The sequence below is a fragment of the Pseudarthrobacter sp. NBSH8 genome, from assembly GCF_014217545.1.
GTDB lineage: Bacteria > Actinomycetota > Actinomycetes > Actinomycetales > Micrococcaceae > Arthrobacter.
In genome coordinates this window covers 1,124,655-1,145,623 of sequence record NZ_CP043178.1, presented here as the reverse complement: position 1 = coordinate 1,145,623, position 20,969 = coordinate 1,124,655, and the positions used below count along the sequence as shown (strand labels likewise).

The window sequence follows — 20,969 nt, the reverse complement described above, 5'->3', positions numbered from 1 at the left end:
GCCAGCCGCTACTTTCCGTGTTGCTCCGCATCAGCCGGCGCCGGGGCCACCATCGGGGCAGCCGCTTTGTGCGCCGGCAGGGCGCCTTCCGCCCCGCCGTCGAGCCATTCATCCACGGTTTCGGCGTCATTGCGCGCCAGACGCTTATGCCACCAACGCAGCAGGTGGTCGATCAGGACGCCGAGGACGATGGCGAACACCACGGCAATGCCTGCGCTGAGCAGCGGGTTGTCGTGAAGCCACGGGAAGGAGCTGGCCAGCAGCCCGATGCCGATGGAATACCCCACCCAGGTGAAACAGGCGAAAGCGTCCAACAGGAAGAACCGGCGGTGCGCAAAACCGGTACTGCCGGCCACATAGTTAACCGCCACCCGGCCCCAAGGAATATAGCGCGCCGTGAAAATCAGGACGGCGCCGCGCTTTTCGAGTTCATACCGTGCCCAGCCAAAGGCCTTCTGCACCTTGGGTCGGCGCATCCACTTCCAGCGGTCAAGGCCGATCCTGCGGCCAAGCATAAAGGCCATGTTGTCACCGGCCATCGCACCGATCAGCGCAGTCGCGCCCAAGATCCAGAGATTCGGTTCACCGCTGTGCCGGGAAAACGCGGCCAGCGCCACGATAAGGGTCTCGCTGGGAACCACCATGGCGAAGCCGTCAATGAAGAAGAACACAAGAAGGACCGGGTAGATCCACCATTGGCCCGCTGCATGGAGCACGGCCTCATTAATAAACTCCACGCGGGTCTTGCTCCTAGACGAAATGATGCAGCCGGAAGTGACGTTAATCGCTCTTCAGTGTCCCATGCCCGGGACGTCGCCCGCTACGCTCGGACGCCGCAAACCCTAGGCTTCCGGATCCTTCAGCCGCTCCACCACAGGAACCTTTCCCCGGATGCGGTTAATGATCAGATCCACCAAGATTCCAAGGCCCACAGCGCAGACGATTGCGATGGCCGCGCCGAGCAGATGGTTGTTTTCAAACCACTGGCCGAAGAACAGCCCGATACCCACGGAGTAAGAGGCCCAGAGCGTGGCGGAAAGCACCGTCAGGCCAGCGAAACGCCGGTGCGGATAGCGGGTCACGCCGGCCGTGAGATTGACAGCAACCCTGCCGATGGGAATGAACCGCGCCACGAGGATCAGCGACGCCGGCCGTTTCCTGAGCTCGTCGCCTGCCCAGCGGAACGCCCCTTGCATACGCGGTCCGCGCATCCAGTGCCAGCGCCGGGTACCCACCCGGCGCCCGATGAGGTAGGCGATGTTGTCGCCTGAGAAGGCGCCCAGGGCCGCGACGGCCATCAGCAGCCACGGATTGGGGACGTCCGCGGTGGCGGCGACTGCGGCCAGGCCCACCACCACGGATTCGCTGGGGATCGGCGGGAAAAACCCGTCAATCAGGCAGCAGGCCAGCACAAGGAAGAGAACCCACGGCTGCCCGGCGGCAGTGAGGATAAAGTCATTGATGGCCTGCATTGTCCCTATGCTATTCGGTCGATGATGAGCTGTTGCGCCGGGCGTGCCCCTTCCGGGGCGATCGTGACGGCGCGTTCAAGGGCTTCCTTGGCGCGGGCGAACTTATCCGGCGTGTCCGTGAGCAGCGTCATGAGCGGCTCACCGGCACGGAGCATGGCACCGGGCTTTGCGTGCATGCGGATTCCGGCCCCTGCCTGGACGGCGTCCTCTTTGCGGGCGCGCCCTGCCCCGAGACGCCACGCCGCAACGCCCACTGCCAACGCATCGAGCTCAACCAGGACACCATCGGCCGGGGCATAAATGACCTCGGATTCCTTGGCGACCGGCAGCTTGGCGCGCGGGTCTCCGCCCTGCGCCTCGATCATCCGGTTCCAGACGTCCATGGCGCGGCCATCATTCAACGCGGCGCGCGGATCGGCGTCATGGACGCCGGCGCAGGCCAGCATCTCTTCGGCCAGCCGGACGGTGAGTTCGACGACGTCCTCCGGGCCGCCGCCAGCCAGGACCTCCACGGATTCCCCCACTTCGATCGCGTTGCCCGCAGTGAGGCCGAGCGGGGTGCTCATGTTGGTCAGCAACGCCACGGTGTTCACGCCCGCGTCCTTGCCAAGGGCCACCATGGTTTCGGCCAGTTCGCGTGCCCGGGCCTCGTCCTTCATGAACGCCCCGCTGCCCACCTTGACGTCCAGGACCAGGGACGCCGTGCCCTCGGCGATCTTCTTACTCATGATCGAGGAGGCGATCAGCGGGATCGCCTCCACCGTGCCGGTGACGTCACGCAGTGCGTAGAGCTTCTTGTCCGCGGGGGCCAGCCCCGCCCCGGCAGCGCAGATCACGGCGCCGATGTCCTGAAGCTGGGTCATCATTTCGCCGTTGCTGAGGGCCGCCCGCCAGCCGGGGATCGACTCCAGCTTGTCCAAGGTGCCTCCGGTGTGGCCAAGGCCGCGGCCGGACAGTTGCGGCACGGCCACGCCGAACACAGCCACCAGGGGAGCCAGCGGAAGCGTGATCTTGTCTCCCACTCCCCCGGTGGAATGCTTGTCGGTAGTGGGTTTCAGGCCGCCGTCGGGCCGCCGGAGGCCACTGAAGTCCATCCGTTCCCCCGAGGCGATCATGGCGGCCGTCCAGCGCGAAATTTCGGCACGGTCCATGCCGTTGAGCAGGATGGCCATGTTCAACGCGGCCATCTGTTCGTCCGCGATGACCCCGCGCGTGTAGGCGTCGATGGTCCAGTCGATCTGTTCCGGGCTGAGGACGCCCCGGTCCCGCTTGGTGCGGATGATATCGACGGCATCGAATGCCTCAGTTGCCTGTGTCACCTTGGGTCCTCCAGGTTTTGGGGACCAAAGGCGTCGGGCAGCACCTGGTCCATGGTTTTGATGCCGTGGGTGGTCATAAGCTCCATGTCGGGGGCGCGGAATTCATAGAGAAGTTGCCGGCAGCGGCCACACGGCATCAGGACGTTTCCGGCGGAGTCCACACAGTAGAAGGCGCGCAGCAACCCACCGCCGGTCATGTGCAGGTTTCCCACCAGTGCGCATTCAGCGCACAGGGTGAGCCCGTAGCTGGCGTTCTCCACGTTGCAGCCGCTGACCAGCCTGCCGTCCTCCGTGATGGCCGCGGCCCCCACCGGAAACTTCGAATACGGGACATAGGCCTTCTTCATGGCGTCTACGGCCGCCGCCTCGAGGGCCCGCCAATCGACGCCGAGCGAAGCCCGATGCTGTTCCATGGCCGTCATCCTTTGACGTACGGGATGCCGCTGGCCGCCGGTGGCCTGGACCGGCCCACCAGCCCGGCCACGGCCAGCACTGTCACCAGGTAGGGCAGCATGGCCATGAACTGGCTCGGCACCGGGGTTCCGATGATAGTCACAATGCTCTGCAGGTTGTCTGCGAAGCCAAACAACAGGGCGGCGAAAAAGGCACCTATGGGGTTCCAGCGTCCGAAAATCAGCGCGGCGAGTGCAATGAAGCCTCGTCCGCCGGAAATCTCCTTCGTGAAGCTGTCGATGGCCACGAGCGTGAAGAATGAACCGCCGATACCGGCGATGGCGCCCCCCAGCGTGACGTTCCAAAAACGCGTCGCATTAACATTAATGCCCATTGTGTCGGCGGCCTGCGGGTGTTCCCCCACGGCCCGGACCCGCAGGCCCCATCTGGTTTTGAACAGCCCAACCCATACAACAATGACGGCAACGTACATCAGGTAGCCCACCACAGACTGCTTAAACAGGATGGGACCGAGGATCGGGATGCCGGAGAGAATGGGAACCTCTACGATGTCCAGGCCGGGCGGTGAGTTGAACCTGGCTTTATCCGCCTGCATAACGGTGCTGAACAGGAAGCCCGTGACACCGGAAACCAGGACGTTGAGTACTACGCCGACGATAATCTGGTTGACCAGGTACTTGATGCTGAACACAGCGAGCACCATGGACACCGCTGCGCCGGCCACAGCAGCCGCGAGCAGTCCCACGAAGGGGCTCTGTGTAATGCTGGCAACGATTGCCGCGGTGAAGGCACCGCCCAGGAGTTGGCCTTCGATCGCGATGTTGACCACCCCGACGCGTTCGCACAATACGCCGGACAGTGAGCCGAAAACCAGCGGGACGGCCAGGGTGACCGAACCGGCGATGAGCCCGGCCAGCGAAATGCTGGGCGTCCGGGCACCGCCCACTACCCAGATCAGGAAGGCTGCCACGAACAGCACCGTAAAGGTGATGGTCAGCCAGGCCGGGACCGGCCAGGCCTTGGTCTTCAGATAGACGGCGTAGGCCGCCAGCCCAAGCATGAGGACCGAGAGGACAATACCGCCCGGCATCGCCGGAACTTCCAGCGCAGGGAGTTGGAAGAAATCCCCGCCGGTGGAAACTCCGAACCTGGCGGTCTGCGCTGACCCCATCAGGCCGAAGAAAATGAAGGCCACGAGTCCCAGCCCCGACAGCAGGACTGGAGTTTTCCAAAGCACCGGTTTGCCGGACGCGGCCTGAGCGTCGCTGGACTCCGGCGCTGTTCCGGGCGTTCCGCGTCCCGGCACGGGCGATGTTGCTGTTGCGCTCACGCTGCGCCTCCGGTGGTTGCTGCCTGCTGGGATTTTCCGGCCCTGGCCGGTTTCTTGCGTCGGGGGTTCAGCCCGAAGACTGCCCGTACCAACGGAGGTGCCGCGATAAAGAGGACAATCAGCGACTGGACCACCAGGACAATGTCGATGGGGGTTCCGGTCTGGATCTGCATCTGCACGGCACCGGCACGGAAGGCACCGAACAGCAGGCCGGCAGCGAAGGTGCCCCACGGCGTCGAACGTCCAAGCAGCGCCACCGTGATGGCGTCAAACCCGTACGTCGCCGCCACCCCATCGGTAAGGACCTTTTCCGTGCCCGCCACCTGGGCTACGCCCGACATTCCGGCGAGCGCACCGGCTATTGCCATGACCAGGATGGTGGACCGCGGGACGTTGATTCCCGCGGTCAGCGCTGCCTTCGGGTTGGCCCCGACGGCCCGGAATTCAAAGCCGACGGTAGAACGGTTCAGCAGCCACCACACCAGGACGGTGGCCGCGATGGCCAGGACAAAGCCGAGGTGCAGGCGGTACTGGGAGCCGAAAATCTGGGGGTAGATCGCGGTGGGATCCAGGATAGGCGAGATCGGGTTGGACTCCCCCGGGCGCTGGAACGCCGGAGTGTTCAGCAGGTACCGCAGGAAGTAGAGGGCGATGTAGTTGAACATGATGGTCAGGATGACTTCGTGGGCGCCGGTCCGGGCTTTGAGAAGGCCAACCAGGCCACCCCAGAGCGCACCACCAACGATGCCGGCAACGAGCACCAGCAAAAGGTGCAGGCCCAGGGGAAGGTGCAGGGCAAAACCAACCCAGGCCGCCAGGATGCCGGCCATAATGATCTGCCCTTGGGCACCAATGTTGAACAGGCCTGCCCGGAATGCGAGCGCAACGCCGAGGCCAGCCGTGATGAGGGGCGTGGCGATGGTGAGGGTGTCCATCAGCGGCGCGAACCGGACGGCCAGGTTCGAACCCTTGGGGTTGAAGACGGACCCTTGGAACAAGGCCACGTAGGACCGGGTGGCAGCGTCCCAGACCGCAAAAAGGAAATCGGTGGGCCGGGCGAAAAGGTAGGCCGAGGTGGCGCTGACGCGTGCGTCCGTGGTGGCAATAAGTAGCCCGCCTATGACGAGGGCCAGCAGCACCGCCAGGACCGAGACCATGCCGCTGCCGGTGAAAATCTTCCGGACCAGCGTGTCCGGTCCCCCGGGCAGCTTTCCGCTTTGGGCGCTGGCAGGAACGGCTGAAGGGCTGATGGCTCCGCCGGCCGTGTCCACCGCCACCCCGGCGGCGTTTTCTCCGGCCGCCGGGGTGGGTGCGTCCGGTTTAGGGTGCTGGTCTGCATGCTTAGGGGGATGCTCTTCAGGCATGATCGCCTCCTTCGGCGCTGGAGGTTCCGCGGCTTTCTGCGGCCGCGGAGTCAGTCACGTCAGCGGATGGCGTGTCAGCGCCGGTCGGTGACTTCGTGTTGTCTGCGCTGGCGGCATCTTCCGGTGAGATGCCCGCCATCATCAGACCCAGTACGTCACGTCCGGTTCCTGCGGGAACGATTCCTACGAGCTTGCCCTTGTAGAGCACAGCGATGCGGTCAGCCAGTTCCATGACCTCATCCAGTTCCGTGGAGATGATCATGACAGGCGTGCCCTGGTCCCGTTCCGCCACGATCCGTTTGTGCAGGAACTCGATGGACCCCACGTCTACACCCCGGGTGGGCTGCGACGCGATGAAGAGGCGCAGCGGCCGGGACAGCTCCCGTGCCATGACCACTTTCTGCTGGTTTCCGCCGGACAGCGTGCCGGCAGCCAGGAGGCCCGACGTCGTCCGCACGTCGAACTCATCGATCCGCGATTTCGCGTTCTCCAGGACCTTCGCCGGGCTCATGCTGATGCCCTTGGCAAACGGCGGCTGATCGTAACGGTCAAGGACCAGGTTTTCGGCGATCGAGAACGTGCCGATGAGGCCATCAACAGACCGGTCTTCCGGGACGAAGCCGACGCCGGCGTTCAGTACATCCTTCACGCTGCGCCCAACGAGTTCTACGTTGTCCAGCAGGACGGAGCCCTGCACGCGCTCCTGCAGTCCAAGGATGGCTTCGGTCAGTTCCGTCTGGCCGTTGCCCTGGACGCCCGCGACGGCCAGGATCTCTCCGCGCGCAATGTCGAAGCTGATGCCGTCCACAATGTGCTGCCCGTTCGGAGCTATGACCGTGAGGTCCTTGACCTGGAAGGTCTTCTCTTTGGGGTTGGCGGGGGCTTTGTCGAGCGTGAGGCTGACGGCACGTCCCACCATCATGGAGGCCAGCTCCGCTGTGGAGTCGCCGGGATCGGCGGAACCCACAACCTTGCCGCGCCGGATCACGGTGATGGTGTCCGAGACAGCTTTCACTTCGCGCAGCTTGTGCGAAATGAAGACAAGTGAGGTTCCGCTGGACTTAAGCTGGCGCATGATGTCCAGGAGTTCATCTGTTTCCTGGGGTGTCAGCACTGCAGTGGGCTCATCCAGGATCAGTACCCTGGCGTCACGGACCAATGCCTTGATGATTTCCACGCGCTGCTGGACGCCCACGGGGAGGTCCTCCACCAGCGCGTCCGGATCGACGTCGAACCCGTAGCGGTCAGAAATCTGTTTGATCTTGCGGCGGGTACCCTCCAGGTCGAGGAAACCGCCGGCGTTGGTGGTCTCGGCCCCAAGCGCCACGTTCTCCGCAACGGTGAAAACAGGGACCAACATGAAGTGCTGGTGCACCATGCCGATCCCGGCCGCCATGGCGTCGCCTGGCCCGCGGAAGGAAACGGGTTTGTCATCGATGAGGATCTCACCTTCGGAAGGCTCGTAAAGCCCGTACAGCACATTCATCAGGGTGGACTTGCCGGCCCCGTTCTCGCCCAGCAGACAGTGGATCTGTCCGGGTTCAACCACCACGTCAATGTGATCGTTGGCGAGCAGGGAGCCGAAGCGTTTGGTGATCCCTCTGAGTTCAAGTTTCAAAACTCTGACCAATCTCGAAGCGTCCGTACACGAACCGGACGGGATATGAGGCTGCAGCAACAGCCTAGTGCCTGCGGCCCCGGCGGGCGGCAGCGCTGAGGCAAGCATTGCAACGCAAAGCGCCACCTCCCGGGCGGTCGATAACCAACCGGGGGTGGCGCTTGGCGAGGATGACTATGCCTTGGGACTTGCCGCTGACTCGATCTTCAGCTTCCCGTCGACGATGTCCGTTTTGAGCTGGTCCAGCTCCGCCTTCAGATCGGCAGAAACCTGGGAGTCGAAGCTGTGGAACGGTGCCAGCTGGACGCCGCCGTTAGCCAGAGTGCCAACGTACGGCGTGTTGGTGAACTTCCCGTCCTTGTCTTCCTTCACGACGGTCTCAACCGCCTCACCCATGAGCTTCATGACCGAGGACAGCATGATGTCCTTGTATTCCGGTGCAGTCAGGAATCCATCGGAGTCAACCCAGATCATCTTGACGTCCTTGCCGGCGGCCTTCGCTTCGTTCAGCGCGGCGCCGGCGCCCTTGCCCACCGGACCGGCTACGGGCATCACAATGTCCGCACCCTGGTCCAGGAAGTTCCGTGTGAGCTGCTTGCCGACGTCCTGCTTTTCGAAGTCACCGGTAAAGCTGCCGTCTTGTGCGGTCTTGTCCCAGCCAAGGACCTTAACACTGGTGCCCTTCTTCTCGTTGTAGTACTTCACGCCGTCGGCGTAGCCGTCCATGAAGATGGTTACCGTGGGGATCTTGATGCCGCCGAAGGTGGCAACAGTTCCGGTCTTGGTGGTGCCTGCGGCGAGGTATCCGGCGAGGAAGGCAGCCTGGGCGGTGTCGTAGATGATGGGCTTGACGTTGCTGATGGGCGGGTCGTAGGCGAAGTCGATGATGGCAAAGTGGCTGTCCGGGTTTGCCGCGGCCTGGGTCTTGGTGGCGTCACCCAGCAGGAAACCGACGGTCAGGGTGAGGTCGCAGTTTGCGGCAACCATGGCACGGAGGTTTGGTTCGAAGTCGTTATTGGTCTTGGACTCGACCTGGTTGACCTTGATGCCCAGGTCGGCCTCAGCCTTCTTCAGGCCCTCATAAGAGGACTGGTTGAATGACTGGTCATCGAATCCGCCGGAGTCAGAGACGATGCAGCTGGTGTAGTCACTGGCCGTGGCGGTGGCGGTGCTCCCGGCCTCGGGGGCCGCGCCGCAGCCAGTCAGCAGAAGCGCTGCGGCACCCACTGAGGCTACGCCGACCATTGAACCGCGTTTGAATTTAGCGCGCAGTGTGTTCTTCAATTTTCCTCCAGGAGAGAGTGGCGCTACGACTCGAATTCAATGAGTGTCCGTTTCTACACTGAAATTCTGTTTTCACTGAGGGCTTCGCAGCACTGCGCCGAAGCGCACTGATAGCAGCAACATTAGTGGGCCGCGACACATCCGCTACCCCATTGGAGCCGGATCCTGAAGATTGTTGAGAACTTGTTACCAACCAGTAGAAGGCGTCTTGGCCGGACCCCTTCGGTTGAGTACGAACGGACACTTGGGACCCGCCGGGAGGGGTCCCAAGTGTCCGTTCGCACTGGTGGGGAGCTTAGACGCGCACCAGCATCTTGCCGGTGTTCGCGCCCTCGAGCAGATCCATGAAGGCCTGGGGCGCATTCTCCAGTCCATCCACCACAGTCTCGTCGTACTGGACTGAACCGTCCGCAATCCAGGCTGACATTTTCCCGAAGAATTCAGCACTGTGCTGGCGCTGTCCACTGACCAGGAACCCGCGCAGGGTGAGCTGCTTGCCAATGGCGAGCATGAGGTTCCGCGGGGCCGGCGTGGGTTCGGTGGAGTTGTACTGGGCGATGGCGCCGCACATGGCCACGCGGCCGTCCACGTTGAGGACAGTCAGGGCGGCTTCCAGGTGCTCGCCGCCCACGTTGTCGAAATACACGTCAATCCCTGCGGGTCCTGCGGCCTGCGCAAGCTGTTCGCGCACCGGCCCGTCGTTGTAGTTGAACGCGGCGTCGAAGCCCAGTTCCAGGAGACGGGCCACCTTCTCCGGGGTTCCCGCGCTGCCGATGACCCTCGAAGCGCCCATCGCCTTGGCGATCTGCCCAACAAGCGAGCCCACGGCGCCTGCAGCACCGGATACAAATACGGCATCGCCGGGTTTGAACTCGGCCACTTTGAGCAGCCCGGTGTAGGCCGTCAGCCCTGTCATGCCCAGCGCGCCAAGGTACGCCGACGCGGGAGCAAGGTCCCTGCGGGCAACCGAGGTTGCGCCTGCTTCCAGGACCGCGAATTCCCGCCAGCCAAGTTGATGTACGACGGCGTCCCCCACCTTTCGCCCCTCGGCCCGGGACGCGATGACCTCACCGATTGCGCCGCCGTCGAGCGCTGTATCCAGCGCGAACGGCGCGGAGTACGACTTGACGTCATTCATGCGGCCGCGCATGTAGGGGTCCACGGAGATGTAGAGGTTGCGGACCAAGATCTGGCCGTCCTGAAGCGCCGGCAGCGGTGACTCTGCCAGCTGGAAGTTCTCACTGACGGGACGCCCTACCGGACGTGAGGCCAGGCGGATTTCACGGGTGGACGTGGGCAGTGCAGTAATTGTGCTCATGCTGCGAACTCCAGGATCTTGATGTCCACGGTCATGTTTCCGCGGGTGGCGTTGGAATAGGGGCAGATCTGGTGGGCTTTGGCCACCAGGGACTCGGCGGTGGCGAGGTCCAGGGCCGGGACGGCGATTTCGAGTTCAGCCGCGAGGCCGTAACCTATGCCGTCGTCCAGGGCGCCGAAGTGGATCTTGGCGGCCACCGCCGAGTCGGTGAGGTCGGCACGTTCCTTGCGCCCGACAAGGCGGAGTGCCGAGTGGAAGCACGCGGCGTAGCCGGCGGCAAACAGCTGCTCCGGGTTGGTGCCCAGGCCATCACCGCCTAGCTCCACGGGACTGGCAAGACTGACCTCCAGCTTCCCATCCTTGGTGCGCGCGTTGCCGTCGCGGCCTTCGCCTGAAGCCAGGGCCTCGGCAGTGTAGAGAGTCTTCATATACGGTCCGTCCTGTTGGATGTGAAACTCGGAAATCTTGCAGGCTCAGTGCGCGCGGTGAAGGGCTTCGGTGAGCCTTTCCAGAGTGGTGCGAAGCTGTTCCAGCTCATCGGCCGACAAACCGGCGGCGTCCGCCAGGTGCCGTGGAATCGCGTTGGCTTTGCTGCTGAGCAAGCGTCCGGCCGGGGTCAGGTGTACTGCCACGCGGCGCTCGTCCTCCCCGGACCGGCGGCGCTCCACGAGCCCCATGGCCTCGAGTCGCTTGAGCAGCGGCGACAGCGTGCCTGAGTCAAGACCCAGCTCCTCGCCGAGCTCCTTGACGCCCTTCGGCTCCGATTCCCATAGGACCAGCATCACCAGATACTGCGGGTACGTCAGGCCGAGGTCTTCCAGGACGGGGCGGTAGACCGCTGTTGCCGCGCGGGACGCGGAGTACAGGGCAAAACACACCTGGCGGTCGAGGCGGGGGGCTTCAGTCATACCTAAGACGGTAGTCCACAATTCAATTGTGCACAACTTACCTGGTTAAAAAGACGCGCGAACTGGAGGCTTAAGTGTCCGTTCGCGCCAGGTCAGGGGCGCGGTGCGGGGGCTAAAGGTCGCGGATGGTCCGGAGGGCTGCCGCGGTGAGGACCTGGATACCCAGGCCCAGGGCACGTTCGTCCAGGATGTAGTCACCGCGGTGCAGGTCATACTCTTCGCCGCCCGGGGTTTTGGTGCCCAGGCGCATCATCGCGCCGGGACGTTCAGCCAGGAACCAGGCGAAATCCTCACCACCCATGGACTGCGGCGTCAGCACCACGGCGCCCTCACCGATTTCCGCGCGGGCCGCAGCCTCGATCAGCGCTGTCTCGTCCTCAGAGTTCACCACCGGCGGGACACCCCTGGTGTGTTCCAGATGGACCTCCACTCCATAGGGCGCGGCCACCTGCTGCACGACTTCATCCAGGAGCTCGCCGGCGTCATGCCAGGCCTCGCGGTCGAGGCAGCGCATGGTGCCTGACATGTAACCGGTGCCCGGGATGGCATTGGGTGCCGATCCTGCGTTGATCTGGCCCCAGACCACGGATACTCCGCTGCGGACATCCACCCGGCGTGAAAGCACGGCCGGAACGTTGACCGCGATCTGAGCCAGGGCGAAGACCAGGTCCTCGGTAAGGTGCGGGCGGGACGTATGGCCGCCGCGGCCGCTCAGCTCGATCTTGATGGTGTCCGAAGCGGACGTAATTGCGCCGATGCGCGTACCGATGCGTCCGACGTCGATCCTTGGGTCACAGTGCAGCGCAAAAATCCGCGGCACACCCTCCAGGACGCCCTGCTCGATGCAGGAAAGCGCGCCGCCCGGCATGGTTTCCTCGGCCGGCTGGAAGATGATCCGAACGGAACCGCCCAGCGGCGACTCCTGATGCATGCTCTGGAGGACCAGGGCAACGCCGAGCATGGTGGCAGTGTGGACATCGTGTCCGCACGCATGCGTGACGCCATGGTTCTTGGAGGCAAACGGCAGGCCCGTTTCCTCGATGATTGGCAGGGCGTCAATATCGCCGCGGAGCGCTGTGGCGATGGGCCCCTCGCCGATATCGACGGTGAGGCCGGTACCTTCAAGCCGCCGCGGGGACAGTCCGGCTGCTTCGAGCCGCTCCACCAGCTTGTCCGTGGTGCGGAATTCCTTGAAGGAAAGCTCGGGGTGCGCATGCAAATCCCGGCGGAAGTCGATCAGCTCCGGCAGGAGGGGTTCCAACCATGGCCGCACTAATGCGGTGGGCTCGGCTTCAGTAGTGTAATTACGCACTCATTTACTCTAGCGAGCGTCCACGGAATAGCGTCATCAGGGCGGGCGCGTTACAGATTGTGCCGCGGCTGAACACTCCCGACCGGGTTACAGAACGTCGGTATCGCCACTGGCCTTGAGCGCGTCAACGGCTCCCTTCACCCGCTGCGCGTGCTGCTTGGTGGTCACCAGGAGGGCATCGCCGGTGTCAACGATGACCACGTCCTTGATGCCGATCAGGGCGATCACGCGCTTCGTGTCCGAAACCACCACACCGCTCGCGTTTTCGGTGAAAACCCGGGCGCCCTCACCGATAACGGTGACGTCATCGACTTCCCGCGCACTGTTGAGCCGACCCACCGAAGCAAAGTCCCCGACGTCGTCCCATCCGAAGGTGCCCGGCACAACGGCAACATCGCCGGCAGCGGCGGCAGGCTCGGCCACCGCATAGTCAATGGCGATCTTGGGCAACGTGGGCCAGACGCGGGCTGTGACGGCGTCACGTTCGGGAGTGTCCCAGGCCTGGGCGATCTCCTGGAGGCCCTTGAACAGCTCCGGCTGGTTGGCCTCAAGGTGCCTCAGCATCAGGGCAACGGGAGCCACGAACATTCCTGCGTTCCAGACATACTCACCGCTGTCCACATACTGCTGGGCAACTTCCTCGTCCGGCTTTTCCACGAACTCCACCACGGCCTGGGCGCTGGGCGCACCGTTGATGTGGAGCGCCTCGCCGGCGCGGATGTAGCCGAAACCCGTGGACGGGTGCGTCGGCTTGATGCCGATCGTCACGATCTTGCCGGCGGCGGCCGTGTGGATGGCCTCGCGGACGGCTGCCTGGAAGAGGTGGTCAGGACTGATGACCTGGTCCGCGGCGAAGGAACCCATGATGGTGTCCGGGTCGCGCTCATACAGGATGGCGGCAGCCAGGCCGATGGCGGCGCCGGAATCCTTGGGCTCGCTCTCCAGGACCAGGTCCGACTCCTGGACCTCGGGCAGTTGCCGGCAGACGGCGGCCCGGTGCGCAGTGCCGGTCACGACAAGGACGTTCCTGCCTGCGAGCGGCTCCAGCCGGTCGTAGGTTGCGCGCAGCAAAGTGCTGCCGGACCCCGTGAGGTCGTGCAGGAATTTTGGAGCGGCTGCTCGCGACAGGGGCCAGAGGCGGGTCCCCACTCCGCCTGCCGGAATCACCGCAATAAAGCGGTTCAGGGGTGAATCCGGGCTTGTCACTGTGTCTGTACTCATCACCGCCTACTTTAGCTGACGAGCCGTGAACTGCCCCTTCAGAACCCTCCGCCAACGCCCGAGGGCGCGCCTTAGTGTGGTGTTCGTCTCATATACAGGCAAAACGCGGGCATTGCGGGTCACCAAGGAGTTCCTAAATTGAATAAGCTGTGAGCGAAGCCTAGATTTAGGCCTGAGCTACGAGTTGCTCTCGCAGCAGGCGTTCCCCCCGCGTGGATCTCATGCCAGCGCCGCTGTGTTGCAGGGAGGTTTATCAGTGCCGACAAAACCAGCTGGCACCTTGTACCGCGGCCGTGAAGGCATGTGGTCCTGGGTAGGACACCGGATTACCGGTGTAGTGATCTTTTTCTTCTTGTTGGTCCATGTGCTGGACACCTCATTGGTGCGTGTGTCTCCGGAGGCCTACACGGCTGTCATCGGTGCCTACAAGAACCCCCTTATGGCCCTGGGTGAAACGGGCCTGGTTGCCGCGATTGTTTTCCACGCCTTTAACGGCCTGCGGATTATCGCCGTCGACTTCTGGAAGAAGGGCGCCAAGTACCAGCGCCAGATGCTGTGGACCGTCCTGGCCCTGTGGGTAGTTGTTATGGTCGGCTTCTCCATCCGCCACCTTTCCCTCGCACTCGGAGGTCACTAAGCCATGACTGCAACTATCGACAGCCCACGCAGTGGGAAAAACAGCAGCGGCAAAATCTCCCCCCAGTACCGCCGCACGGGCGCCAGCCGGGGCAACTTCGAAATGTTCGCGTGGCTGTTCATGCGCCTGTCCGGCGTAGTGCTGGTGGTGCTCATCTTCGGGCACCTCTTCGTGAACCTCCTGGTGGGTGAGGGCATCCATGCCATCGACTTCGGCTTCGTCGCCGGCAAGTGGGCTGACCCGTTCTGGCAGGTCTGGGACCTGGCCATGCTGTGGCTGGCCATGCTGCACGGCACCAACGGCGTACGCACCATCATCAACGACTACGCCGAGAAGGATTCCACCCGTCTCTGGCTCAAGATCGTCCTCTACGCGGCCACCACCGTGATCATCGTCCTTGGCACCCTGGTGATCTTCACTTTCAACCCGTGCCCCGTGGTTGACGGTGTTCCGCTGCCCGGCGGCTTCTGCCCCTCGTAGCCAGTTCAGCCGCTGCCCGCGGTGAGCCGCAGGCTGTGTTTTGCGGTGCAGGCAACGCCCGCCCGTTGTTTTATAGCGAATTTTGAGAGAAAGAGCGCCCAAGTATGCAGGTCCATAAGTACGACGTAGTCATCGTCGGTGCCGGTGGCGCTGGCATGCGCGCCGCGATCGAGTCCGGTCAGCGCGCGCGAACAGCAGTACTGACCAAGCTCTACCCCACCCGCTCGCACACCGGTGCTGCGCAGGGTGGCATGTGTGCGGCCCTTGCCAATGTCGAAGAAGACAACTGGGAATGGCACACGTTCGACACCATTAAGGGCGGCGACTACCTGGTTGACCAGGACGCTGCCGAGGTCATGGCGAAGGAAGCCATCGACGCCGTGCTGGACCTGGAAAAGATGGGCCTGCCGTTCAACCGCACGCCCGAAGGCCGGATCGACCAGCGCCGCTTCGGCGGCCACACCCGTGACCACGGCAAGGCACCCGTACGCCGTGCCTGCTACGCAGCAGACCGCACCGGCCACATGATCCTGCAGACGCTGTACCAGAACTGCGTCAAGCACAACGTGGAGTTCTACAACGAGTACTACGTCCTGGACCTCCTGACGGTCGAGGAAGACGCGGTCCGCGAGGACGGCACGCCGTACAAACAGAAGCGTGTTGCCGGCGTCGTGTCCTATGACCTCGCCTCCGGTGAGCTGCACGTGTTCCAGGCCAAGTCCGTGATCTTCGCTTCCGGCGGCGCCGGCAAGGTCTTCAAGACCACCTCCAATGCCCACACCCTGACCGGTGACGGCATGGGCATCGCCTTCCGCCGTGGCATCCCGCTGGAGGACATGGAGTTCTTCCAGTTCCACCCGACAGGCCTCGCCGGCCTGGGCATCCTGCTTTCCGAAGCCGCACGCGGCGAGGGCGCTATCCTGCGTAACTCCGAGGGTGAACGCTTTATGGAGCGCTACGCCCCTACTATCAAGGACCTGGCACCGCGTGACATCGTGGCCCGCTCCATGGCCAACGAAGTCCGTGAAGGCCGCGGCTGCGGCCCCAACAAGGACTACGTCCTCCTGGACCTGACCCACCTGGAGCCGGCGCACATCGATGCCAAACTCCCTGACATCACCGAGTTCGCCCGCACCTACCTGGGTGTGGAACCGTACACAGAGCCGGTTCCGGTGTTCCCCACGGCGCACTACGCCATGGGCGGCATCCCCACCAACATCACCACCGAAGTCCTGCAGGACAACGACACCGTCATCCCGGGCCTGTACGCCGCCGGCGAGGTTGCCTGCGTTTCGGTCCACGGTTCCAACCGCCTGGGCACCAACTCACTGCTGGACATCAACGTGTTCGGCAAGCGCGCCGGCATCGCTGCCGCCGAGTACGCCAAGACTGCTGACTTCGTGGACCTCCCGGAGGACCCGGAGGCTTACACCATCGAGCTGCTGGATATAGCCCGCAACGGCAACGGCGACGAGAAGGTGGCGGTAATCCGCAAGGAACTCCAGGACACCATGGACGCCAACATGCAGGTGTTCCGTACGGCTGACACGCTGAACCAGGTCCTGAGGGACATCGAGTCCTTCGAGGCGCGGTACAAGAAGATCAGCGTCCAGGACAAGGGCAAGCGCTTCAACCTGGACCTGCTCGAGGCCGTCGAGCTGGGCTTCCTGCTGGAACTGGCCAAGGTCATGACCGTGGCGGCCCTGCACCGGGAGGAATCCCGCGGCGGACACTTCCGCGAGGACTTCCCGGAACGCGACGACGAAAAATTCATGAAGCACTCCATGGCGTACAAGGATGACCGCGCCCCGGCCGACGGCACCGCGGGGACCGCGGAAACAACAGCCGGCATCCGTCTGGGCACCAAACCGGTTGTCTTTACCCGCTACGAGCCGATGGTGAGGAAGTACTAAGATGACCGCTGAACTTGCTGAGCCAGCCTCCAAGATCGAACTGCCCGCACACATCGGAGGCGGCGGAGAGATCCCCACGTTCGACGTCACCCTGCGCGTCCGCCGTTACAACCCTGAGGTGTCCAAGGACGCCACCTGGGACGACTTCAAGGTGACCATGTACGGCACCGACCGCGTGCTGGACGCCCTGCACAAGGTCAAGTGGGAAATTGACGGCAGCGTTTCATTCCGCCGTTCCTGCGCCCACGGTGTCTGCGGTTCCGATGCCATGCGCATCAACGGCCGCAACCGCCTTGCCTGCAAGACGCTCCTGAAGGACTTGGACACCACCAAGCCCATCACCGTTGAGCCCATCAAGGGCCTGCCGGTGGAGAAGGACCTGATCGTGGACATGGAGCCGTTCTTCCAGTCCTTCCGCGAAGTCATGCCGTTCCTGATCAACAAGGGCCACGAACCCACCAAGGAACGCCTGCAGTCCGCCGAGGACCGTGAACGCTTCGACGACACCACCAAGTGCATCCTCTGCGCGGCGTGCACGTCCTCCTGCCCGGTGTTCTGGACCGATGGCCAGTACTTCGGCCCGGCCGCGATCGTCAACGCCCACCGCTTCATCTTCGATTCCCGTGATGATGCCGGCGACATGCGTCTGGAAATCCTGAACGACAAGGAAGGCGTGTGGCGTTGCCGCACCACCTTCAACTGCTCCGAAGCATGCCCACGTGGCATCCAGGTGACCCAGGCAATTGCCGAGGTCAAGCAGGCAATTCTCTCCCGTAAGATCTAATTCAGGTTCTTGCTTACGACGGCGTCACCCACCTTAGGTGGGATGGGCGCCGTCGTTGTTTAACACCTGACGCCACCAACGAAAGCAGCACGCGATGTCCCGCTCCGAAAAAGTCAGCTTCGAAGGATCCACCGGCGAGCTCCTGTCCGGCATCATCGATCTCCCGGAGGGGCCGGTGCGGGGCTGGGGCGTCTTCTCCCACGGCTTCACGCTGGGCAAGGACAGCCCGGCGGCGTCCCGCATGTGCAAAGCCCTGGCTGACACCGGCATCGGGATGCTCCGGTTCGACAACCTGGGGCTGGGCGAGTCCGCAGGTTATTGGTCGGAGGGCTCCTTCAGCCACAAGGTGGCGGACACCGTAGTGGCCGCCGAGTTCATGCGCAGCCAGGGGAAGGCCATCTCCCTGCTGGTGGGCCATTCCTTCGGTGGCGCGGCGGTGCTTTCGGCCGCCCGCCAGATCCCGGAGCTGGACGCGGTCGCAACAGTGGCTGCACCGTTCTCACCCAAGCACGTGGCCCACGTCTTTGACGCCGCGCTGGACAAGATCCTCAGCGAGGGCAGCGCAGAAGTGGACCTCGGCGGGAAACGGGTGGAGATCCGGAAGCACTTTGTGGAGGACCTGGAGAACGCGGACCTCACGGACTGCATCCGGCAACTGCACAAGCCGCTGATGGTGCTCCACTCCCCCACGGACAACACCGTGGGCATCGAGAACGCCAGCACCATTTTCCAGACGGCACGCCATCCGCGGAACTTCGTCTCCCTCGAGGGCAGCGACCATCTGCTGACCGGCAAGGGCCAGGCGGCCCGGGCGGCCAGGATTATTTCTGCCTGGGCCGACCAGTACCTCGACGCCGGGAAGTAACTGCCGGGCTGCCTGGGTGCCCCGCACCGGGACGCTTTCCGTCGCTGTGGCCCTCCAGGGGGACCTTGCCGGGCTGGACCTGCCGGGAGCCCCACAGGGCCTTGTCCTGGCCGGCGGGCGCGTTCCTGAGGTCCGCTTCACGGATGCTGGACCAGCCGGCGGACACCAGGTAGACCTGGCTGACCAGGTTGAACCAGATCAGCAGGCCGATGATGATGGCGAACGGGGCCAGGATGGGGTTCCGTCCCGCGCCGGCCAGCAGTTCGGTGCTGAACACCTGCAGGACCGTGGTGCCCACGGCGGCAAGGATGGTTCCCTCCAGGAATGCCCGCCGGGAGAGCTTGAGGCCACCGGCCAGCCGGAACATAATGACCGCCGTGACCCAGCTGAGTGTGAGCGGCACACCGATCTTGATCACGGTGGTCAGCGGACCTGCCACCGCCGGATCCAACTGCAGGAAGTCCGTGACCCAGCCGGCCGCCGTGCCGAACACCAGGGATGCCCCGGCACTGATCACCAGGGCCACTCCCAGGAGCAGGAGGGTGCCGGCGTCGCGGAATTTGAGGACAATCGGATTGATCTTCAGGGGCGGCAACTGCACCACGCCGCGCAGGCCGTCGCGGATCCCGGCGATCCAGCGCAGCGACGTGATGACTGTAACCACGGCCGCAATCACGGCAGTCCAGCCGAGGCCGTCCGGGTTCAGGAGGTCCGTCGGATCAACCAGCCCTTCTCCCCCGCGCACCTTCAGCAGTCCGGGTGCGCTCTGGGCCACGCTGCCGATGATGGTGTCCAGCAGGGCGGGCTGTCCCCGCAGCACCAGGCCGGCAACGGAGAAACCCGTGGCCAGCAGGCCCGTGATGGAGAAGAACATATTGAAGCCGATGCCGGCGCTCATCAACGGGCCGTGCTGGAGGTTGTAGTGCTGCCAGGCGCGCATCGGGCGGAAGGTATTAAGCCGGGCAAGCAGCCACTGCAGCATCGCCAGCGAGCTGGCCACCGGGCCGCCGTCGGACCTTCTGGCCTTGCCCCACTCCATCCGTTTCTGGATGACGGCCAGCTTCAGGCGGGCATGTTCAGTGGGGAGCGGTGGCTCCGTTTGCGTCGGCGTCCGCGGCGAAGGACCCGCCGTCGTCGTCAGTTTCGGTCCCAAAATCCAACTCTTCCCGTAGCTGCCAGATGCCGTCGGCATCGTGCTCGTAGAGTCCCATGCTAACCACCGGGAACGTCGCCCGGTAACTTTCAAGCACCGTTTCGGCTTCGTCCAGGCTTTCGGGCGCAACATCGTGGGCGATGGTGACATGCGGGTGGTAGGCGAAGGGCAGTTCGCGTTGCAGCGGTCCCGTCTGGAGTTTTTCGTGCAGCTCCACGCAGGACTCGAACCCGTCCTCCACGTTGATGTAAACCACCGGGGACACCGGCCGGAAGGTTCCGGTCCCGGCAATGGTGACCATAAACGGGACCTGCCGCCGCGCCACCTCGCGGACGTGCTCCTCAGTGGCTACCCAGTCCTGGGTGGGTGTGGTGGTGACCAGCGTGATGTGCGCCGGTATCACCCCGGCCATGGGGTCCCCGAAGGAAGCGCGCCACCGTTGAAGTTCCTCGGCGATGGCAGGGGGAAAGCCCAGAATGACGCCTACGCTCATTCCTTCACTGACATTGCTGGCGGCGGACATCGAGCTAGCGGACTCCTGCAAGGCTGAGGGACGGCAGGAAGCCCATGCGCTCATAGACCTGACCAAGGGTCACTGCGGCGATTTCCCTGGCCCGTTCGGCACCCTGGGCCAGGAGCCGGTCCAGCTCGGCCGGGTCGGCCATCAGTTCATTGGTGCGGTTCCGCAGCGGCGTGATGAAGTCCACCATGACCTCCGCGAGGTCCACTTTCAGGTGGCCGTACATCTTGCCCTCGTACGCAGCCTCCAGCTCGGCCACGGACTTCCCGGTGAGGGTGGAGTAGATGGTGAGGAGGTTGGAGATCCCGGGCTTGGCTTCGGCATCGAACCGGACCTCGGACCCGGTGTCGGTGACCGCGGACTTGATGCGCTTGGCCGCGAGCTTGGGATCCTCCAGCAGCTGGATGGAACCGTTGGGCGACTCCCCCGTTTTGGACATCTTGGCGCTGGGGTTCTGCAGGTCGTAGATCTTGGCGCTGGCCTTGAGGATGGTGGCCTCCGGCACAGTGAACGTGTGGCCGTAGCGTGTGTTGAAGCGCTGGGCCAGGTTCCGGGTAAGCTCCAGATGCTGCCGCTGGTCCTCGCCCACCGGCACGAGGTCCGTCTGGTACAGCAGGATGTCTGCTGCCATGAGCGTGGGGTACGCGAACAGGCCAAGCGTCGCGGCGTCCGCGCCCGACTTCTGCGTCTTGTCCTTGAACTGGGTCATCCGGGACGCCTCGCCGAAACCGGTGATGCAGTTCAGGGCCCAGGCCAGCTGGGCGTGCTCGGGGACATGGGACTGCACAAAGAAGATGCTCTTGTCCGGGTCGATGCCGGCGGCGATGTACTGCGCGGCAACCACACGGGTGCGCTTGGCCAGTTCGGCGGGATCGAAGTCCACTGTGATGGCGTGAAGGTCCGGGATGAAGAAGACGGCATCATATTCGGCTTGCATGTCCACCCAGTTGCGGACAGCGCCGATGTAGTTTCCCAGGTGCAGGGAGTCGGCCGTGGGCTTGGCACCTGAGAGGATGCGTTTTTTGGTCACCGGTGAAGTCGGGCTAGTCATGGGGAA

At 63.9% G+C, this 20,969-nt stretch carries 21 protein-coding genes; 5 read left to right on the top strand and 16 right to left on the bottom strand.

Annotated elements, in window-relative coordinates; translation table 11 throughout:
- Window positions 1-8: 8 nt before the first annotated feature.
- The 13 genes from FYJ92_RS05310 to FYJ92_RS05250 all read right to left on the bottom strand — a co-directional run bounded on the left by FYJ92_RS05310 (window position 9) and on the right by FYJ92_RS05250 (window position 13,560).
- Window positions 9-737, bottom strand: a complete 729-nt coding sequence (locus tag FYJ92_RS05310; protein WP_185262919.1) for a DedA family protein — start codon at window positions 735-737, stop codon at window positions 9-11.
- A gap of 105 nt (window positions 738-842) precedes the next feature.
- Entirely contained in the window at window positions 843-1,472 is a 630-nt protein-coding gene (locus FYJ92_RS05305; protein ID WP_185262918.1) for a DedA family protein, read from the bottom strand.
- Between the two features lie 5 nt (window positions 1,473-1,477).
- Window positions 1,478-2,791, bottom strand: coding sequence for a thymidine phosphorylase (locus FYJ92_RS05300; RefSeq protein ID WP_185262917.1), 1,314 nt, complete (start codon window positions 2,789-2,791; stop codon window positions 1,478-1,480).
- Window positions 2,788-3,204 carry a cytidine deaminase gene (locus tag FYJ92_RS05295; protein ID WP_185262916.1) on the bottom strand — a complete coding sequence of 139 codons (417 nt, stop codon included), beginning with the start codon at window positions 3,202-3,204 and terminating at the stop codon, window positions 2,788-2,790. The genes FYJ92_RS05300 and FYJ92_RS05295 overlap by 4 nt, the downstream gene beginning before the upstream one ends.
- 5 nt (window positions 3,205-3,209) lie before the next feature.
- Window positions 3,210-4,535, bottom strand: a complete 1,326-nt coding sequence (locus FYJ92_RS05290; protein WP_185262915.1) for an ABC transporter permease — start codon at window positions 4,533-4,535, stop codon at window positions 3,210-3,212.
- Complete coding sequence (locus tag FYJ92_RS05285; protein ID WP_185262914.1) at window positions 4,532-5,899, bottom strand: ABC transporter permease; 1,368 nt, start codon at window positions 5,897-5,899, stop codon at window positions 4,532-4,534. Before FYJ92_RS05285 ends, FYJ92_RS05290 begins: the two co-directional genes overlap by 4 nt.
- Complete coding sequence (locus tag FYJ92_RS05280; protein ID WP_185262913.1) at window positions 5,892-7,517, bottom strand: ABC transporter ATP-binding protein; 1,626 nt, start codon at window positions 7,515-7,517, stop codon at window positions 5,892-5,894. Before FYJ92_RS05280 ends, FYJ92_RS05285 begins: the two co-directional genes overlap by 8 nt.
- A 174-nt stretch (window positions 7,518-7,691) precedes the next feature.
- Window positions 7,692-8,762, bottom strand: a complete 1,071-nt coding sequence (locus FYJ92_RS05275) for a BMP family protein (RefSeq protein WP_185262912.1) — start codon at window positions 8,760-8,762, stop codon at window positions 7,692-7,694.
- Window positions 8,763-9,096: 334 nt separating this feature from the next.
- Entirely contained in the window at window positions 9,097-10,119 is a 1,023-nt protein-coding gene (locus FYJ92_RS05270) for an NADP-dependent oxidoreductase (protein ID WP_185262911.1), read from the bottom strand.
- Window positions 10,116-10,547 (bottom strand): organic hydroperoxide resistance protein, encoded by a 432-nt coding sequence (locus tag FYJ92_RS05265; protein ID WP_185262910.1) that lies wholly within the window; start codon window positions 10,545-10,547, stop codon window positions 10,116-10,118. The genes FYJ92_RS05270 and FYJ92_RS05265 overlap by 4 nt, the downstream gene beginning before the upstream one ends.
- 45 nt (window positions 10,548-10,592) lie before the next feature.
- A complete protein-coding gene (locus FYJ92_RS05260; protein WP_185262909.1) occupies window positions 10,593-11,027 on the bottom strand; it encodes a MarR family winged helix-turn-helix transcriptional regulator in 435 nt (144 codons plus the stop codon).
- Between the two features lie 112 nt (window positions 11,028-11,139).
- Window positions 11,140-12,339 carry an amidohydrolase gene (locus FYJ92_RS05255; protein WP_185262908.1) on the bottom strand — a complete coding sequence of 400 codons (1,200 nt, stop codon included), beginning with the start codon at window positions 12,337-12,339 and terminating at the stop codon, window positions 11,140-11,142.
- Between the two features lie 87 nt (window positions 12,340-12,426).
- Window positions 12,427-13,560, bottom strand: a complete 1,134-nt coding sequence (locus tag FYJ92_RS05250) for a mannose-1-phosphate guanylyltransferase (RefSeq protein WP_185262907.1) — start codon at window positions 13,558-13,560, stop codon at window positions 12,427-12,429.
- A 301-nt stretch (window positions 13,561-13,861) separates the two neighbouring features.
- On the opposite strand from FYJ92_RS05250, the gene sdhC reads away from it, so the two are divergent.
- The 5 genes from sdhC (at window position 13,862) to FYJ92_RS05225 (ending at window position 18,239) form a co-directional block, all read left to right on the top strand.
- The gene (gene sdhC / locus FYJ92_RS05245; RefSeq protein ID WP_056347392.1) at window positions 13,862-14,197 is read left to right on the top strand and encodes a succinate dehydrogenase, cytochrome b556 subunit; all 336 of its coding nucleotides are present in this window, start codon (window positions 13,862-13,864) and stop codon (window positions 14,195-14,197) included.
- 3 nt (window positions 14,198-14,200) lie between these two features.
- Window positions 14,201-14,677 carry a succinate dehydrogenase hydrophobic membrane anchor subunit gene (locus FYJ92_RS05240; RefSeq protein WP_185262906.1) on the top strand — a complete coding sequence of 159 codons (477 nt, stop codon included), beginning with the start codon at window positions 14,201-14,203 and terminating at the stop codon, window positions 14,675-14,677.
- A gap of 104 nt (window positions 14,678-14,781) precedes the next feature.
- The gene (gene sdhA, locus FYJ92_RS05235) at window positions 14,782-16,590 is read left to right on the top strand and encodes a succinate dehydrogenase flavoprotein subunit (RefSeq protein WP_185262905.1); all 1,809 of its coding nucleotides are present in this window, start codon (window positions 14,782-14,784) and stop codon (window positions 16,588-16,590) included.
- Window position 16,591: 1 nt separating this feature from the next.
- Entirely contained in the window at window positions 16,592-17,374 is a 783-nt protein-coding gene (locus FYJ92_RS05230) for a succinate dehydrogenase iron-sulfur subunit (RefSeq protein WP_185262904.1), read from the top strand.
- A 94-nt stretch (window positions 17,375-17,468) separates the two neighbouring features.
- Window positions 17,469-18,239, top strand: a complete 771-nt coding sequence (locus FYJ92_RS05225; RefSeq protein ID WP_185262903.1) for a S9 family peptidase — start codon at window positions 17,469-17,471, stop codon at window positions 18,237-18,239.
- Here FYJ92_RS05225 and FYJ92_RS05220 read toward each other — a convergent pair.
- Genes FYJ92_RS05220 through trpS form a run of 3 tightly spaced genes read right to left on the bottom strand, consistent with a single transcriptional unit; the run spans window position 18,196 to window position 20,963 of the window.
- Window positions 18,196-19,278 carry a YihY/virulence factor BrkB family protein gene (locus tag FYJ92_RS05220; protein ID WP_185262902.1) on the bottom strand — a complete coding sequence of 361 codons (1,083 nt, stop codon included), beginning with the start codon at window positions 19,276-19,278 and terminating at the stop codon, window positions 18,196-18,198. The two genes, FYJ92_RS05225 and FYJ92_RS05220, sit on opposite strands and share 44 nt — an antisense overlap.
- Window positions 19,279-19,315: 37 nt before the next feature.
- Entirely contained in the window at window positions 19,316-19,915 is a 600-nt protein-coding gene (locus tag FYJ92_RS05215; RefSeq protein ID WP_185262901.1) for a 2'-5' RNA ligase family protein, read from the bottom strand.
- Window positions 19,916-19,919: 4 nt separating this feature from the next.
- On the bottom strand, window positions 19,920-20,963 hold the full coding sequence (gene trpS, locus FYJ92_RS05210) for a tryptophan--tRNA ligase (protein WP_185262900.1): 1,044 nt from the start codon (window positions 20,961-20,963) through the stop codon (window positions 19,920-19,922).
- Between the last annotated feature and the right edge of the window lie 6 nt (window positions 20,964-20,969).

What these genes read in the sequence shown, in the direction of transcription:
- sdhC (WP_056347392.1), top strand. Translation starts at nt 13,862, where the DNA reads ATGTGGTCCTGGGTAGGACACCGGATTACCGGTGTAGTGATCTTTTTC.
- FYJ92_RS05285 (WP_185262914.1), bottom strand. Translation starts at nt 5,899, where the DNA reads ATGCCTGAAGAGCATCCCCCTAAGCATGCAGACCAGCACCCTAAACCG.
- trpS (WP_185262900.1), bottom strand. Translation starts at nt 20,963, where the DNA reads ATGACTAGCCCGACTTCACCGGTGACCAAAAAACGCATCCTCTCAGGT.
- FYJ92_RS05240 (WP_185262906.1), top strand. Translation starts at nt 14,201, where the DNA reads ATGACTGCAACTATCGACAGCCCACGCAGTGGGAAAAACAGCAGCGGC.
- sdhA (WP_185262905.1), top strand. Translation starts at nt 14,782, where the DNA reads ATGCAGGTCCATAAGTACGACGTAGTCATCGTCGGTGCCGGTGGCGCT.
- FYJ92_RS05265 (WP_185262910.1), bottom strand. Translation starts at nt 10,547, where the DNA reads ATGAAGACTCTCTACACTGCCGAGGCCCTGGCTTCAGGCGAAGGCCGC.
- FYJ92_RS05295 (WP_185262916.1), bottom strand. Translation starts at nt 3,204, where the DNA reads ATGGAACAGCATCGGGCTTCGCTCGGCGTCGATTGGCGGGCCCTCGAG.
- FYJ92_RS05250 (WP_185262907.1), bottom strand. Translation starts at nt 13,560, where the DNA reads ATGAGTACAGACACAGTGACAAGCCCGGATTCACCCCTGAACCGCTTT.
- FYJ92_RS05225 (WP_185262903.1), top strand. Translation starts at nt 17,469, where the DNA reads ATGTCCCGCTCCGAAAAAGTCAGCTTCGAAGGATCCACCGGCGAGCTC.
- FYJ92_RS05220 (WP_185262902.1), bottom strand. Translation starts at nt 19,278, where the DNA reads ATGGAGTGGGGCAAGGCCAGAAGGTCCGACGGCGGCCCGGTGGCCAGC.
- FYJ92_RS05270 (WP_185262911.1), bottom strand. Translation starts at nt 10,119, where the DNA reads ATGAGCACAATTACTGCACTGCCCACGTCCACCCGTGAAATCCGCCTG.
- FYJ92_RS05260 (WP_185262909.1), bottom strand. Translation starts at nt 11,027, where the DNA reads ATGACTGAAGCCCCCCGCCTCGACCGCCAGGTGTGTTTTGCCCTGTAC.
- FYJ92_RS05305 (WP_185262918.1), bottom strand. Translation starts at nt 1,472, where the DNA reads ATGCAGGCCATCAATGACTTTATCCTCACTGCCGCCGGGCAGCCGTGG.
- FYJ92_RS05275 (WP_185262912.1), bottom strand. Translation starts at nt 8,762, where the DNA reads ATGGTCGGCGTAGCCTCAGTGGGTGCCGCAGCGCTTCTGCTGACTGGC.
- FYJ92_RS05215 (WP_185262901.1), bottom strand. Translation starts at nt 19,915, where the DNA reads ATGTCCGCCGCCAGCAATGTCAGTGAAGGAATGAGCGTAGGCGTCATT.
- FYJ92_RS05230 (WP_185262904.1), top strand. Translation starts at nt 16,592, where the DNA reads ATGACCGCTGAACTTGCTGAGCCAGCCTCCAAGATCGAACTGCCCGCA.